General features: G+C 60.0%; 10 protein-coding genes. 5 read left to right on the top strand and 5 right to left on the bottom strand.

Going from position 1 to position 15,431, the window contains the following annotated elements:
* Positions 1 to 83: 83 nt before the first annotated feature.
* The 4 genes from ACIK7D_RS16765 to ACIK7D_RS16750 form a co-directional block, all read right to left on the bottom strand.
* Positions 84 to 1,322 (bottom strand): TadE/TadG family type IV pilus assembly protein, encoded by a 1,239-nt coding sequence (locus tag ACIK7D_RS16765; RefSeq protein ID WP_080819592.1) that lies wholly within the window; start codon positions 1,320 to 1,322, stop codon positions 84 to 86.
* A 168-nt stretch (positions 1,323 to 1,490) separates the two neighbouring features.
* Positions 1,491 to 2,369 carry a transglutaminase family protein gene (locus ACIK7D_RS16760; RefSeq protein ID WP_080819591.1) on the bottom strand — a complete coding sequence of 293 codons (879 nt, stop codon included), beginning with the start codon at positions 2,367 to 2,369 and terminating at the stop codon, positions 1,491 to 1,493.
* Positions 2,370 to 2,373: 4 nt separating this feature from the next.
* A complete protein-coding gene (locus ACIK7D_RS16755; protein ID WP_400156857.1) occupies positions 2,374 to 4,779 on the bottom strand; it encodes a circularly permuted type 2 ATP-grasp protein in 2,406 nt (801 codons plus the stop codon).
* 1 nt (position 4,780) lies between these two features.
* Positions 4,781 to 8,107, bottom strand: a complete 3,327-nt coding sequence (locus ACIK7D_RS16750; protein WP_400156856.1) for a DUF2126 domain-containing protein — start codon at positions 8,105 to 8,107, stop codon at positions 4,781 to 4,783.
* A gap of 292 nt (positions 8,108 to 8,399) precedes the next feature.
* Here ACIK7D_RS16750 and ACIK7D_RS16745 point away from each other — a divergent pair, with 292 nt between their 5' ends.
* Positions 8,400 to 10,208 carry an ABC transporter ATP-binding protein/permease gene (locus ACIK7D_RS16745; protein WP_400156855.1) on the top strand — a complete coding sequence of 603 codons (1,809 nt, stop codon included), beginning with the start codon at positions 8,400 to 8,402 and terminating at the stop codon, positions 10,206 to 10,208.
* Positions 10,209 to 10,239: 31 nt separating this feature from the next.
* On the opposite strand, the gene ACIK7D_RS16740 is transcribed toward ACIK7D_RS16745, so the two are convergent.
* The gene (locus ACIK7D_RS16740; RefSeq protein ID WP_127755489.1) at positions 10,240 to 10,473 is read right to left on the bottom strand and encodes a hypothetical protein; all 234 of its coding nucleotides are present in this window, start codon (positions 10,471 to 10,473) and stop codon (positions 10,240 to 10,242) included.
* Between the two features lie 134 nt (positions 10,474 to 10,607).
* Between ACIK7D_RS16740 and ACIK7D_RS16735 the strand changes: the two genes are divergently transcribed.
* The 4 genes from ACIK7D_RS16735 (at position 10,608) to ACIK7D_RS16720 (ending at position 15,388) form a co-directional block, all read left to right on the top strand.
* A complete protein-coding gene (locus ACIK7D_RS16735) occupies positions 10,608 to 10,997 on the top strand; it encodes an acyl-CoA thioesterase (RefSeq protein ID WP_035260778.1) in 390 nt (129 codons plus the stop codon).
* Positions 10,998 to 11,158: 161 nt separating this feature from the next.
* Positions 11,159 to 13,402, top strand: coding sequence for a polysaccharide deacetylase family protein (locus ACIK7D_RS16730; RefSeq protein ID WP_400156854.1), 2,244 nt, complete (start codon positions 11,159 to 11,161; stop codon positions 13,400 to 13,402).
* 233 nt (positions 13,403 to 13,635) lie between these two features.
* On the top strand, positions 13,636 to 14,676 hold the full coding sequence (locus ACIK7D_RS16725; protein ID WP_400156853.1) for a four-carbon acid sugar kinase family protein: 1,041 nt from the start codon (positions 13,636 to 13,638) through the stop codon (positions 14,674 to 14,676).
* A gap of 4 nt (positions 14,677 to 14,680) precedes the next feature.
* Positions 14,681 to 15,388, top strand: a complete 708-nt coding sequence (locus ACIK7D_RS16720) for a FadR/GntR family transcriptional regulator (protein WP_003506041.1) — start codon at positions 14,681 to 14,683, stop codon at positions 15,386 to 15,388.
* Positions 15,389 to 15,431 lie beyond the last annotated feature (43 nt).

The raw sequence follows: 15,431 nt of genomic DNA, 5'->3' as shown, positions 1-15,431 counted from the left end.
CCTATGCCACGGGCCGCCGCCGCTGTCACCTGCCGCACACGTCTTGTCAGCCATGCAGCCGACAAGACGCTCCGGAAACAGAATCAGTTGGTGAGCGTGGCTATGCTGCCGGCAGCCTTGCGCGCGATTTCGCCAAAGGCTGTGACGATCTGCTCCATGTTTTCCGGCGCGTAATAATTGTCGAGGCTGGATGCGCAATATTGCAACAGCGACTTGCCCTTGTCCGGCGCCATGAAGGCAACGCTGAAAATCTTGATCCCGTCTTTCTTGGCGGTCTCGCAGGTCGTGCGCACGGACTGGTCGATGCTGGAGTTCCACGAGGCGCTGTTGCCCGTCATTTCACCGTCGGTCATGAGAACAATGTAGCGCTCGAACGATTCACTGCCTTTGTCTTTGTGTGCTTTTGCTTCGTCGGTGTTGGCTTTTTTAAGGGCGTTATAGGCGGCGTTCAGGCTGCTGCGGGCATCCGTGCCGCCGGAGGGAAATTCCGGGATCTGTTTGTTGACATAGCTGGCGACACTGCCCGTACCCCAGCTGATGGGCTGAGCAGCATATGTCTCGTGCGTATAGACCGAGGCACCGGTGCGGACGAGCTCTGAACCGCCGTTAGCCGTGTAGGTCGGATCAGCCTTGTTCAATGTTGCGACGAGGAACCCGACGGCGGTTTTGAGCGACGTGGCCTTGTTGACATAGCAGGGACTGGATGTGGCCTTCGCTTCGCTGGTACCCCAATTGTCAGCCGTATAAACCGGGCACGATTTTTTCGCAGTATTGATGGTGTCCGTCTTGAATGACATCGAACCGGAACGATCAAGCGCCAGATACATGGAGATCGGTGCGCCCTTGTTGACGGTGCTCTTTGCGGTGCCCGTTACCGAAAGATCGAGTGTTTTTGCGCCAATGAATCCCAGCAGCGGATTGAGCTGTACGCGGTGGTTGATCGTGGTCTCAACGGTGTAGGTCTTGCCGCGGGCATTTTCGCTTGTCGTGATATTGGTCGGAGAATTCTGCTCCAGTTCCTTTTTCTCTTCTGCGGTCAGGTTCTTTTCCATCTGGGCCGCGATGAAGTTCCTGGCGATTGCCTTGATCTGCTCGTCCGTCAGGTCGCCCATTTTCAAACGGGCCTCGGTCGCTGCCGCAAGGGCTGCAGAATCCGCGGTATTCTGCATATCCGCTTTCACCTGCATCACATTCGCCAACTCCATGCCGGCGCCGGCAAAACCCAGCAACACCGGCAGCAGAATGGCCGTCATCATGCCGAAATTGCCGCTGGTATCGGCAAAAAAACGGCGCTTCGGTTTTTGATTTGCAGAGGCGGTCATGACGGGCTCACGGATTAGAATATTCGACTGAGCGCAGAAAAGCCGCAAACGATGTAAAATCCGCTAACGCGATCGGTTCAATTTTAAGAAGCGTTCAAATTGGAGCAGTTTTCGAAGTATTTTCAAGAATTGTTTGGCGCGATGGCCGCAATAATACACATCGTGTCATTATTGGACGGGGACGACGTCGACGGCCTGTTTTATCTGCTGATTGCCATAGCTCTTCAAGACACCGATCACCGGGGCGACATCGGAATAATCCCGGCCGTAACCGACGACGATATGGTCGCTTCCGGCGACGATATCATTGGTGGGATCGAGTTCCAGATAACCGGCGGCTTCTCCGCACCAGACGCGAACCCAGGCATGCATTGCATCGGCGCCTTCAAGCCGTTCCTTGCCCGGCGGTGGAATGGTGCGCAGGAAACCGCTGACATAACCGGCGGGAATGCCGAGGCTGCGCAGCGCCATGATCATGATATGCGAAAAATCCTGGCACACGCCGCGCTTCAGCTTGAAGGCTTCCGATGGCGTCGTATCGACGGTCGTCGCCTCGCCGTCATAGGTAAAGTCCTTATGGATGCGCTTGCACAAAGAGAGCGCGATTTCGCGAATGGTCATTCCGGGTTTCAGCAATTCCCGGGCATAGGCGGATATTGCCGCATCCATTCCGATCCTTGGGCTTGCGCCGATGAAGTGGTGCGGCGACTGGAAATCGAGCGACCAGACATCGGCTAGGTCCTGCGGCAGGCGGGAGAGTTCCGGAGAGAAATCCGCCGTCAGCGCCGGCGCCTCCACCATCACGCGGGCCTGCATGCGGATATCCAGCTTCTCATGCGGCGCGCGCAGATGCACTGACGTGGCCGATTGATGAAAGAAATCCTCGAAGGTGGCACGTTCTTCCGGCACCGGCGAAACATCGATGGAGCCGGCGACAAGCCGCTGCCGGCCGGGGATGGAGAGCGGCAGGACACGGATGATGTGGCGCGCGCCGTGGGCCAGCGTGTCGTAGGTGTAACCCATATGCAGGGAAAGATCGTAAAGCATAGGATTATCCGAGATAGGTCCGGGCCAGAACATCGGAGAGATGTTCCATGTCGGTTTCGAGCTGGCGATAGATCGCGCCGTTCATGTTTTCCGGCGTCATGACCGCAAGCCCGGAATGCAGCCGCATCGCCTCGCGGTAGAAGGGCGACATCTGACCGTTCACGAAGGCGTTCGGAAGCTGCTCCACCTCGGTGCGGATCTCGTTCAGCTGAAACAGGATCGAGCGGGGATTGAGCGGGTCGAGCGCCAGAAGATCGGTCACGGTCAGGCCGGCCGTATTGACGTTGTAGCGGCGGCGATGGGTCATGACGCTGTCGCCGATTTCGAGCAGCATGTCATAGGAGCCGTCGGGCGCATCCGGGCCGGTCATATGGCCGAGAAGACGCGTCATATGCAGGCCGCGTTCCAGGTAACGGCCGATCGAGAGGAAACGCCAGCCGGTGAAGCGATACATGTTTTCGTGCACGAGACCGGCAAAGCCCGCAAGCTTGCGCAGCAGGATCGTCATGGCATGGGTAGCGTCGTCGCCGGGGGCGACTTTCGCGTGGAAACGGCGGGCGGTTTTGGCAAGGTCGTTCAGCGCCAGCCACCCGTCAGGCGAAAAGCGGTCGCGGATATTGCTGGCGGAATAAAGCGCGCTGTTGATGTTGTTCAGCAGGCTTTCCGGCACGGCATCGCTCATCTCCACATCGAGCGCTTCGAGATAGCGTGTCACATGCGCGAGCAAAGGCTGGCGCGGATCGGCAGATTCGGCATAACGCCCGTGCCAGGCGCGCAGTATGCGCAGGGCGCCTTCCGAACGTTCGATATAACGGCCGAGCCAGAAGAGATTGTCGGCTGCACGGCTCGGCAGGCTGCCCGGCATATTGCGGGTAAAGCTTTCTTCCGCCGGCAGAAGCGTGGTGCGTTCCACCGGCTTGTCGCTGACGATCCAGACATCCGCAGCACTTCCACCCGATTGCATGGCGATGGCGGAAACATCGTCGCCGCTGCCGATGCGCGCAAAGCCGCCGGGCATGATCTGCCAGCCGTCCTGGGTGCGCGCGGCAAAAACGCGAAGGCTCATCGGGCGCGGGACGAGCTTGTTGTCGATATAGGCCGGGGTTGTCGAAAGCGTCACCACCTCCTGTCCCACCAGCCTGTGGCCGTCGGAGGCGAGCCAGTCGCTGATCGACTCCTTCGCCGTTTCGCGCAGCGATGAGCCGAGCACGGATTGACCGTTGTCGTCAAAGAAGGGAAGCCTTGAGTAGGCCGGGCCGATGACCATGCCTTCGATATTGCCGGCGACATGGCGGCGTTCCGATTCCTGCCCGCACCACCAGGTGGCGATGGAGGGCAGTTTCAGCTCCTCGCCCAGAATGTGGCGGCAGATGCGGGGCATGAAGGCGAGCAGCGCCCGCGTTTCGAGAATGCCGCTGCCGAGCGCATTGACGACGGTAAGCGCTTCATTGCGCAGCGCCTGCACCATGCCCGGCGTGCCGATATGGGATTGCTGGTTCAGTTCCAGCGGGTCGGAATAGGAGGCGTCGAGACGCCGCCAGAGAACGCCGACCGGTTTCAGTCCCGCTACGGTTCTGACCATGACGCGGCCGTTGACAACGGTGAGGTCTTCGCCTTCCAGCAGCATGAAGCCGAGATAACGGGCGATATAGGCGTGTTCGAAATAGGTTTCGTTGGCGGGGCCGGGCGTCAGCACGGCGATCCGGTCGTCGGGGTGCTTTCTTTGCGCCTGCAGCGTGTCGCGGAAAGCGCCGAAGAACGAGGCCAGACGATGCACATGGGTTTCGGCATAGATGTCGGAAAGTGCACGGGTGGTGGCCACCCGGTTTTCGAGCGCGAAACCCGCGCCGGAAGGCGCCTGTGTCCGGTCGGCCAGCACCCACCAGTTGCCGTCAGGTCCGCGCCCGATCTCGAAGGAACAGAAATGCAGATAATGGCCGCTTGCCGGTTTTACGCCGACCATGGGCCGCAGATATTCCGGATTGGAGGCGATCAGGGCCGGCGGCACGAAACCTTCCTTGACCAGCCGGTTTTTGCCGTAAAAATCCGCGACCATGGCCTCCAGAAGATTAGCGCGCTGTTTCAGCCCTTCGGAAAGAACCGCCCACTCCCTGTCGTCGATCAGCACCGGAATATGGGAGATCGGCCAGTTTCTTTCGCTGCTGCCCTTGCCGTAATCGCGATAGAACACGCCGGCATCGCGCAGATAGCGGTCGGTGCGCGCAAAGCGCTCGTGCAATTCCCGTTCCGACATGCGCGACAGGGCGTCGAGCAGGGTCTTCCAGACCGGCCTGACCTTGCCGTTGGTATCGAGCATTTCGTCGGCAACGCCCGGCAAGGGGGAATATTCAAGCCCACGCGGTTGCGCGCTCGTTTCCGTCTTGCGTTCCGTTGCCGGGGCTTTGGACAATTTACACTCCGTAAGGCCGACGCAGATCGAGCGTCAGCGGAAATTCTGGCGACATGGTTTCCGCCTGTAGCGGATATTGCCCTGCCGTATGCCCCCATGGTTCGAAACGGGCGAGGCGGCGTGCCTCGGCCTCATTGCCGTTGACAGGAAACGTCTCGTAATTGCGCCCGCCCGGATGAGCAACATGGTAGATGCATCCGCCGATCGATCGCCTCGACCATGTATCATAAATGTCAAAGGTCAAGGGTGAATTGACGGGCAGAACGGGATGCAGGCCGGAAGCGGGCTGCCATGCCTTGAAGCGAACGCCGGCGACCGCGACGCTGCGGTTTTCCGTCGGCGTCAGCGGAACGGCGCGGCCGTTACAGGCCACCGCGTAACGGGCGGGATTGGAGGTTTCCAGCCGCACCTGCAGGCGCTCGACGGAGCTGTCGACATAACGCACCGTTCCGCCGATGGCGCCCTGTTCACCCATCACATGCCAGGGCTCCAGCGCCTGGCGCAGTTCCAGCTTCGCGCCCTCATATTCCACCTCGCCGAAGAAGGGGAAACGGAATTCCTGCTGGGCGGTGAACCATTCCGGCTTGAGGTCGAAACCGTTTTCCCTGAGATCGGCAAGCACGTCGAGGAAATCCGCCCAGATATAATGCGGCAGCATGAAGCGGTCGGCGAGCGCCGTACCCCAGCGCACGAATTTGCCGGCGGCCGGGTTTTTCCAGAAGCGGGCAATGAGGGCGCGCACCAGCAATTGCTGGGCGAGCGACATGCGCGCGTTGGGCGGCATTTCGAAACCACGGAATTCCACAAGGCCGAGGCGGCCGGTCGGCCCGTCAGGCGAAAACAGCTTGTCGATGCAGATTTCCGCGCGATGGGTATTGCCCGTCACATCCGTCAGAAGATTGCGGAACAGCCGGTCGACCAGCCATGGCAGCGGCGGCACGCCTTCTCCGGGGGCAGGCACCTGCGCAAGCGCGATCTCCAGCTCGTAGAGACTGTCGTGGCGGGCTTCGTCGATACGCGGCGCCTGGCTCGTCGGGCCGATGAAGAGACCTGAGAAGAGATAGGAGAGCGAGGGATGCCGCTGCCAGTGCAGAACGAGACTTTTGAGAAGATCGGGCCGGCGCAGGAAGGGGCTGTCATTGGGGTTGGCGCCGCCCACGACCACATGGTTGCCACCGCCGGTGCCGGTGTGGCGGCCGTCGATCATGAACTTGTCGGCGCCGAGACGCGACTGGCGCGCCTCCTCATAAACAGCCGTGGTGATGTCGACGCAATCCTTCCAGCCCGCGGCGGGGTGGATGTTGACCTCGATGACGCCGGGATCGGGTGCGACGCGAATGACATTGACGCGCTCGTCATGCGGCGGCGCATAACCCTCGATATGGACGGGCAAGCCAAGATCGGCGGCTGCCGCTTCCGCTGCCGCAATCAGTTCCAGATAGTCCTCGATACGCTCCACCGGCGGCATGAAGACGCAGAGCCGACCGTCACGCGGTTCCACCGACATGGCGGTGCGCACCGCGCCGCCGATTTCGCCGAGCGTCTGTTCTATGCGCTCCTGCCCCGGGGCCTCGCTGGCATGGAAGGAGGCTTCGGGCATGGCGCGGCCCGATGGCGTCAGGACGTCGGGAAGCGGACCGCGGGGGATCGAAGGATCAGCTTCATGAATATAGGGATAGGCGGATGGCGGCACATAGGGCAGGGTGCCGAGCGGCAGGCGGTAACCCACCGGGCTGTCACCCGGAACGAGGAATATTTTACCGCGCCGCGTCTTCCATTTTTCGCTGATCCAGCGTTTGCCCATGGCGCGCGCATTCCACGCCTGAACGGGAAGAATATAGCCGGTCGGTGTCGTCAGTCCCCGCTCGAAGACGCGGGCCATGCGGTTTCGCTCCTCCGGGTCTTTGAGTTTGGAATTGGACGGGTCGACATTGTCGGGAAGGCTGCCTTCCTTGATGATCCATTCGGCCGGATCCTCATAGGCCGGCAGCACCAGTTCCGGCTCGATGCCGAGATGGGAGGCTATGCCGCCCAGCAGTTTCTGCGCATCTTCCGCCTTGACGCCTGTATTTGCGCCCTCCTCGGCGATCAGCGCCGGGTTCTGCCAGATCGGCAGGCCGTCCTTGCGCCAATAGAGCGAGAAGGTCCAGCGCGGCAGGCTTTCGCCCGGATACCATTTTCCCTGCCCGTAATGCAGAAAACCGCCCGGTGCGAAACGTTCACGCAGGCGGCGGATCAGGGCATCGGCCTTTTCACGCTTTGTCGGCCCAACCGCGCCGGTGTTCCATTCGTCGGATTCGAAATCGTCGATGGAAACGAAGGTCGGTTCGCCGCCCATGGTCAGCCGGACGTCATGGCTGTTCAGAACATCATCGACCTCCTGGCCGAGCGCATTGAGTTCCTCCCAGCTTTCATCCGAAAAAGGTTTGGTGATGCGCGGCGTTTCGGCAACCCGCCGGACCTGCATGTCGAAGGCGAATTCCGTATTGGCATGGCCGTAATAACCGCCGGAAATCGGCGCCGCATTGCGGTAATGCGGGGTTGCCGCCAGCGGAATATGGCTCTCGCCCGTCAGAAGCCCCGAGGTGGGGTCGAGGCCGATCCAGCCGGCGCCGGGCATATAGACTTCGGCCCAGGCGTGCAGATCGGTGAAGTCCACTTCGGTGCCGGATGGGCCATCCAGCGCCTTGAGATCGGGGGTGAGCTGAATGAGATATCCCGACACGAAACGGGCGGCAAGGCCAAGATGGCGTAGAACCTGCACGAGCAGCCAGCTCGTATCGCGGCAGGACCCCTTGCCGGAAGCAAGCGTTTCCTCCGGCGTCTGGACGCCCGGTTCCATGCGGATGACGTAACCGATCTCCTGTTGCAGGCGGGCATTGAGGCCAACGACCATGTCCACCGTCTGTTGCCCCGGCGTGCGGTCGACGGTGGCCATGAAGGCGGCGAGCAGCGGGCCTGTCGGCTCCGGCTTCGTGTAGATGGACAGGTCGTCACGCAATTCCTGCGGATAGTCGAAGGGCCACTTTGTCGCCTCTTCCTCCACAAAGAAATCGAACGGATTGTAAACCGTCATATCGGCGACAAGATCGACCTCGATCTTAAATTCCGTCGCCGGCTCGGGAAAAACGAAGCGGGCGAGGTAATTGCCGTAGGGATCCTGCTGAAGGTTCACGAAGTGATTGGAGGGCGAAACCTTGAGCGAATGGCTGATAACGCGGGTTCTGGAGTGCGAGGCGGGCTTTAATCTTATGATCTGTGGTCCAAGGCGAACCGGATTGTCGTATTTATAATGCGTCAGATGATAGATGCTCGCTTTGATCGCCATTAATCTGCCTTGCCCGGTTTTCCGGCTTATGCGGTTTGTCCGCCCCTCTGAAATTATTCGGATTTTGTGCAATGCAGGAAAAGAAAGCAAGGATCATTTCCGGGGGCAACCGCATTGTTGGTCGAGGCCGCGATATTTGCCTGCGGTAAGAATTGTCCGGGCTTTTCAATCATCGCAGCTGAGATTTCGCCGGGATTGTGGACAAGGTCGAACGGCGTGTTATTGCTTGGCAACGAAAGGCGCAGAATCGCGACCCGCTTTCTTTGCCGACTGACGTTTCGGAATGGAATGAATGGCAACAACGGTGACCGACGATCAGCGCAAAAGCGCGGCTAATCTTTCGGGTTTCGATCTCGATTTCCCGGCGCAGCTGCGCATGATGGGGCGTGCCTTCTGGACCTCGCCGGTGCGCACCCGGCTGATCTTGCTGTCGATAGCGCTGCTCACGGTGATATTGCTCACCGCCTATGGGCAGATCAGGCTCAATGAATGGAACGCGCCGTTTTACAACGCGCTGGAGCGGCGCGATCTTGCCGCCTTCATTCACCAGCTGGAGGTCTTCGCCATCATCGCGGGGCTGTTGCTTCTCCTCAACGTCATCCAGACCTGGCTGAACCAGATGACGGCGCTGAACATGCGCGAGGGTCTTGCCAAGGATATGGTGGATCAATGGCTGAAACCGGGGCGGGCCGCCCGTCTTGCCGGTTTCGGCACCATTGCGATCAACCCCGACCAGCGCCTGCATGACGATGTCCGCAACCTTGCTGAAAGCAGCACGGCGCTTTCCATCGGTCTCGTCAATGCGACGATCCTGCTCGTCAGCTTTATCGGCGTCCTCTGGTCGCTCTCGGCTGGTTTTACCATCACCATCAGCGGCGATACCTATGCGATCCCCGGCTATATGGTCTGGGCGGCGATCCTTTACGCCGGTTCGGCTTCCCTGCTCAGCAATCTCGTCGGTTATCGGCTGGTGGGGCTCAATGCCGAGCGTTATTCCAAAGAGGCGGAGCTTCGCTTCTCACTGATGCGGGCCAGCGAAAATCTTGCCGCCATTGCCCTTGCGCGCGGCGAAAAGAACGAAAGGCGGCGGATCGGCATCGATATTGATGCGGTGCTCGGCGTCATTCGTGGGCTCGCCATGGCGCTGACGCATCTGACATGGGTTTCGGCGGGATATGGCTGGCTGGCGGTGGTGGCGCCGATCCTGATCGCGGCTCCGGTTTATTTCTCCGGCAACCTCACCTTCGGCGGGCTGATGATGGCCGTCGGTGCGTTCAACCAGGTCAACACGGCGCTGCGCTGGTATATCGACAATTTCGGGCCGATCGCCAGCTGGAAGGCGACGTTGCAGCGCGTTTCGGTGTTTCGCAACGCTCTTATCCAGATGGACAGCGTCGAACAGCACGGCCTGACGATCGATCTGCAACGCAGCGCGGAGAATGAAAAAATCCGCCTCCAGTCGGTAGTGATCTGCCGCGATGCGGGTGGGCAGGATTTGGATCGCGGCTTCCAGCTGCGTGAGAGCGAAGTCGAGATCGGGCCGGGCGAACGGCTGATGATCAATGGCGAGCAGGGCGTGAACCGAAGGCTGCTGTTTGCGGCGATGGCAGGCCTGTGGCCCTGGGGACAGGGCAGGATCGAGATGCCCGAGCAGTCCGACACGCTTTTCATTGCCCAGCACGGCTATCTGCCGGCGGGATCGCTGCGTGAAATCCTCGCCTATCCGCGCGCGCCCCAGCGTTTCGCCGATGCGGATTATGTCTCGGCGCTCACAGCCTGCGGGCTTGGCGAGATGGCGTCTCGTCTCGAGGAAAATATTCGCTGGGACAAAAAACTGGATTCAGACGAGCAGGCCAGTATCCGGGTGGCCAATGCCCTGCTGCTGAAGCCGAAATTCGTCGTTATCGACGATTTGCTTGAGGGGCTGGAAAAACAGACGCAGGATACGCTGGCGGAGGTTCTGAACGGGATCGACGGTGCGGCGATCTTCTATATCGGCCGGTCGGAAACATTCCTGTCGGTTCTCGCCCCGGCTGTGGCGCATCTCGACCACACCGCGCAGAAGGAAAATATCTCCAGGGCCGGGAGCGCTCCGGAATAGGTCATCGGGCCATTCGCCTGTTCGGGGCGGGCTAGAGCCGCAAATGCCATTTGTCCGAATCGAGCCGCTGCTGTTTGGCAAGGCTTATGGTGGTGTCCGGCTCCACCTGCGAACGCAGGGCAAGGGTGCCGGTCGCCAGGCTGATGGCGACGACGCTGGCGACCACCAGGACGATACGGTCGTAGCGCTGCTGTATTGTGTTGTTTCCGCTCCAGTCATAGGCCATTCGCACGCCCTCGCGTTTTTTGGAATCGTGCCTCATCATGGTTAACCGAAGCTTACGATGGCTCTGTGATTCCTTGCTGTTTTGGAAGGGCTGCCGCGACAAATCGGCTATTGGCGGATGAGGTGCGGTTGTTTAAGTCCGGCAGCGGGAGGCTTGTGAAAGGACTTTGAGACATGGACCAGCAACCGCCCGCCGATATGGAACTCACGCTCAGAACGCTTGCGATGCCCGCCGATGCCAACCCGGCCGGCGATATTTTCGGCGGCTGGGTCATGTCGCAGATGGACCTTGCCGCTTTCGTCCGCGCCAATGATGTGGCCGGGGGCCGCACCGTTACCGTCGCAGTCAATGAGATCGTCTTCAAGAAGCCGGTCAAGATCGGCGATACTTTGTGTGTCTACACCAAAATCGAAAAGATCGGCCGCACCTCCGTCACGCTGAAGATCGAAGCCTGGACCCGCAGACACTATCAGGATTCACGCGAAAAGGTGACGGAGGCCGTCTTCATCATGGTCGCGGTGGATGACAACGGCGATCCACGCCCCGTCCGCAAGGAGGCGTGAGGCGGCCTCTCCTTTTTTCAAAGCAATTCCGAAACGCCTGCAAAAGATCAGGCGTTTCGGATTTTTCGCAATTCGATATCCGTCCGCCCAATACTTTAGAAATATCCAATTTATTTATCAATTTTTGCGATCAAGATATGGAATAGGACGGGGATCAGGCTTTGACCATTCCAGGTGTTGTTATTGTCGGCGGCGCTCACGGCACGCTCGCCCTTGCCCGAAGTCTCGGCGCCCTGAATGTGCCTGTTTATTACCTCACTCACGATTCCCCTTTGCCGGGTTGGTCGCGTTTCGTGCGGGAAACGATCCGCTGGGCCGGCCCGCATGATGCCGGGGCACTGCCGTTCCTGCGTCAAATGGCGGACAAGCATGGTTTGAAGGGCTGTCTGCTCGTGCCGTCCGGCGACGGAGAGGTCCAGCTCGTTGCGCAACATCGTGAGGAACTGTCCTCGCTCTACAAAATCATCCTGCCGGATTGGACGGCCCTGCAATGGCTCTGCGAAAAACCGTTGCTTTACCAGCGCGCCGCAGAACTTGGCGTCAGTATTCCGCGAACCTATGCGCTGGCATCGGCCGCTGACATCGATACGCTGGACATATTGTTTCCCGTCATTCTCAAGCCGAATATGGGGGGTGGCGATACCACCATCGCCCGGGCGAAAGTCATTCGCGCCGATGACCGACATGCTCTGAAAACGGCTTTTGCCGATGCGAGCGGAGAGATCGGCGCCGGCAATGTCGTTGTGCAGGAACTCATTCCGGGTGGGGGAGAAAGCCAGTTCTCCTACGCCGCGCTCTGGCTGAATGGAGAGCCGGTAGCGGAATTCACTGCCCGGCGCGCCCGGCAATATCCTGTCGATTTCGGCTATACCAGCACCCGCGTCGAGGTCGTCGACAACGGGCAAGCGGTGGATGCGGCCCGAAAAATACTGAAATCGGCCGGCCATAGCGGGCTGGTCGAGGCGGAATTCAAGCTCGACGGCCGGGACGGGAAACTGAAGCTTCTCGATGTTAATCCGCGCCCATGGTCATGGTTTGGCCTTTGCTCTGCGGCGGGCATCGACCTTGGCGCCCTGCTATGGCGGGTCGCCAATGGCGAGCCGGTCGGCCAGCCCGGCAATGCGCGGCAGGGCGTCTCCTGGTCCTATCTTGTCCGCGATGCCGTTGCCGCCTTCACATTGGCCCGGAGAGGGCAGGCGAAAATCGGCGACTATTTCGCGTCTCTGGTCAAGATCCGCAGTTGGGCCGCCTTTGCGCCGAATGATCCCTTGCCGGGTCTGATCGACCTGCCGCTGACGATCTCGAGAGTCGTGAGAAAACGCCTTCTTCCCGGCCTGACATCAGGACAATCGGGGAGGATGTTTTTTCAGCCGATAAAACGCCTTGTGAAATATGGGGCCATAAGGGCGGGGCTGGAGGTGAGTTCTCTCCCGGCCGTCCGCTCGGCATTTCCGTCTTTTGCCGGTCGTGGTGTGATCTTCACGCTTCATCACGTGCGCCCCGGAAGGGCTGTTTCGGCTTTCGCACCCAATGTGCAATTGTCCGTCACGCCGCAATTTCTGGAAGAGGCGATACAGGCCGCACTCGAATGCGGTCTCGTTCCCGTGCATCTGCACGATCTGCCGGCTCTGCTTGCCGATAATCACGAAGGCCGGTCGTTCTGCGCCTTCACGCTTGATGACGGCTATCGAAACAATGCCGACTATGCCGCGCCGATCTTCCGTAAATATGCCGTTCCCTACACGATTTTCATCACGCCGGGTTTTGTGGAGCGAACACGCAGCCTCTGGTGGGAAACCGCTGCTGCCCTGACGCAGAAAGCCACGTCTTTCGAATTCGATTTCGGTGCGGGGCCGGAGCAGGTGGCATGCGCCAGCCCTTCGCAGAAAGTGGAGGCATTCACGCGGCTTGAAGATTTTGTCCAGAACTTTTCGGAAGACGAGGCGGTGGAAAGGATCGATCGTGTCGCGAGGCAGCATGGCGTCGATCCCATCGCGATCGTGGACGAACTTGTCATGGATGAAGATGAGCTCAGGGTGCTGGCGAAGGACCCTCTGGTGCATTTCGGCGCGCATACCATGACGCATGTGAATATGCGCAAGATCGATGCGGCGCGTCTGGCTTATGAGATTGCGGAATCGGCGCGCCGTGTGGAAGCCTATGCCGGCAACCGGCCACGGTCCTTTTCCTATCCCTATGGTTGGGTGAAGGCCGTGGGAGAACGTGAAGCGAAAGCGGTTCACGATGCAGGATTTTCCGCGGCCGTGACCACGCAGGCTGGCGTTATCGGTCCCCACAGCCTTGAAAAGCCGACGCAGTTGCCGCGTGTATCGTTGAATGGACGCTTTCAGAAGAAGCGCTTCGTCAAGGCACTCATCTCGGGCCTGCCCTTCCGGTTCATCTAGCGACGTTGTTCGTTCGCCATCTCTCGACCGTCTCTCCATATATGGCTGCGGCCCGCGTTTGGCGTTCTTTTTTGCCGTTTCCGATTTTTTCTCTCGTCCTTTGAGCCTCTTTGCGGCTGATTGGCCAGTCCGAAAAGCTGCGCCATAATTTTTGTTATTCACATCCATTTATCTATTGATTATAAATAAATTTATCGACGCAAAACATTACAACTTTTATGAAGGCCTCGCCCGTGCTGCTGATTTTTGCCGATGATCTGACCGGAGCGCTCGACGCCGCCGCCCCCTTTGCCGGGCGTGGGCTGGCGACCGAGGTCGCCATCGGGCTTGACGGTGTGCGTGCGGCGCTCGCAGATGCGCCTGCCGTCCTCAGCGTCAATCTCGGCTGCCGCGATGGCGAAGCGGATGAAGCCCGGCTTCGCACGCAGGAACTGTTGGGGCTGGTTCCGGCCGATACCATCCTTTTCAAGAAGATCGATTCCCGCCTGAAAGGGCATATTGCGGCGGAAATGGATGCGATTTCCTATCGGCACGCGCTTGTCGCGCCCGCCATTCCGGATTTCGGACGCTTCGTTATGGGCGGAACCGTTTCCGGCTTTGGCGTCGAAGCTGCCATTCCGGTTCATGAAAGGCTGGGCGGACATGCCGGCCGCTGCACGATACCCGATACGCGATCAAAGGGCGATATCAGGGAAGCTCTCGCCGCCGCGCAGGTGGAGGGGGCCGATCTTCTGGTCGGCGCGCGTGGGCTTGCCGAGGCGCTGGCTGAAGCGATGACGGCGCAGGCTGTTCCTGAAGCGGCGTTCGTTCCACCCGGCAGGGGGCTTTTTGTCATCGGGTCTCGCGATCCGATCACCGTGGAGCAGATTGACGTTCTCAAAAGCGCTGGGCCTGTCTCGATCATTGAGGCGCCGAATGGCGTTATGCCGCGACACCCCGATGACGATGCCGGTCTGAGGTTGGTTCAAGCGACGCAGGGTAAGGAAAATCTGTCGCCGCTTGCGGTTTCAGACCGGTTGGCGGAAGGCGTCGTGCCGCATTTTACCGCCAGGGCGGGCAGGCTGCTGTTGTCTGGCGGAGCCACGGCAGAAGCCGTGCTACGGGCCATGGGCATTTCGCGTCTGCGTCTTGCTGGCGAATGCCTGCCGGGTCTCGGGGTCGGCTGGTCCGGAGATCAATGCATCATTGCGAAATCCGGCGGTTTTGGGCAAGCTGACACGTTGAAACGGATCGCGAAAATGATGCTTGGCGACAATGACGCTGGAGAGAGCTGACCAGATGGGGCTGATGAAAGAAACGGCGCGCAAGGCACTTCCGGACATTATTTTCGAGAGAATGCACCGGGCGATCAAATCCGGCGCCTACAAGCCGGATGAGCGGCTGCCGACCGAGCATGAACTCGCCATGGAATTCGAAGTGTCGCGACCCGTCGTGCGCGAGGCGTTGCGCCGGCTGCGCGAGCAGGGGTTTATTTATTCCCGCAGAGGCTCCGGCAGCTATGTCAGGGCTTTTGGCCTGCGCGAGCCGCTCGGCTTCGGACAGCTCGAAAACGTTGCTGATCTTCTCAACTGTTACGAATTCAGGCTGACGCTGGAGCCGGCAGCGGCGGCCGCGGCAGCCTTGCGGCACGATGGCGAGAGGCTTGCGGCGATCCGGAAGGCGCTCGAACTGATGCGGGATGCGACCAATCGCCAGTCGCACCGCGAGGATGCCGACTATCAGTTCCATCTCGCCATCGCGCGGGCGGCGCGAAACAGCTATTTCTCCACTGCGATGGAAGCGCTGAAGGACCATATTGCAGTGGGAATGAAGTTCCACGGCATGTCGGTGAAGCGGGAGGCATCCGGCCTGACGCGTGTTTTCGCCGAGCATGAGGCAATCGCAAAGGCGATTGCCGATGGGGACGCAGAGGCGGCGCGCCAGTTGATGCTCCAGCACCTGACCGGATCGCGCGACCGCCTGTTCGAGTCTTCGCACACGGATTAAGCGGGTGACCGAAGACCGATGCGCGCGTCCGCGCATCGGATTT

It is taken from the genome of Agrobacterium sp. P15N1-A, from assembly GCF_044626815.1.
Classification (GTDB): domain Bacteria; phylum Pseudomonadota; class Alphaproteobacteria; order Rhizobiales; family Rhizobiaceae; genus Agrobacterium; species Agrobacterium leguminum.
This window is presented reverse-complemented; position numbering and strand designations above follow the sequence as displayed.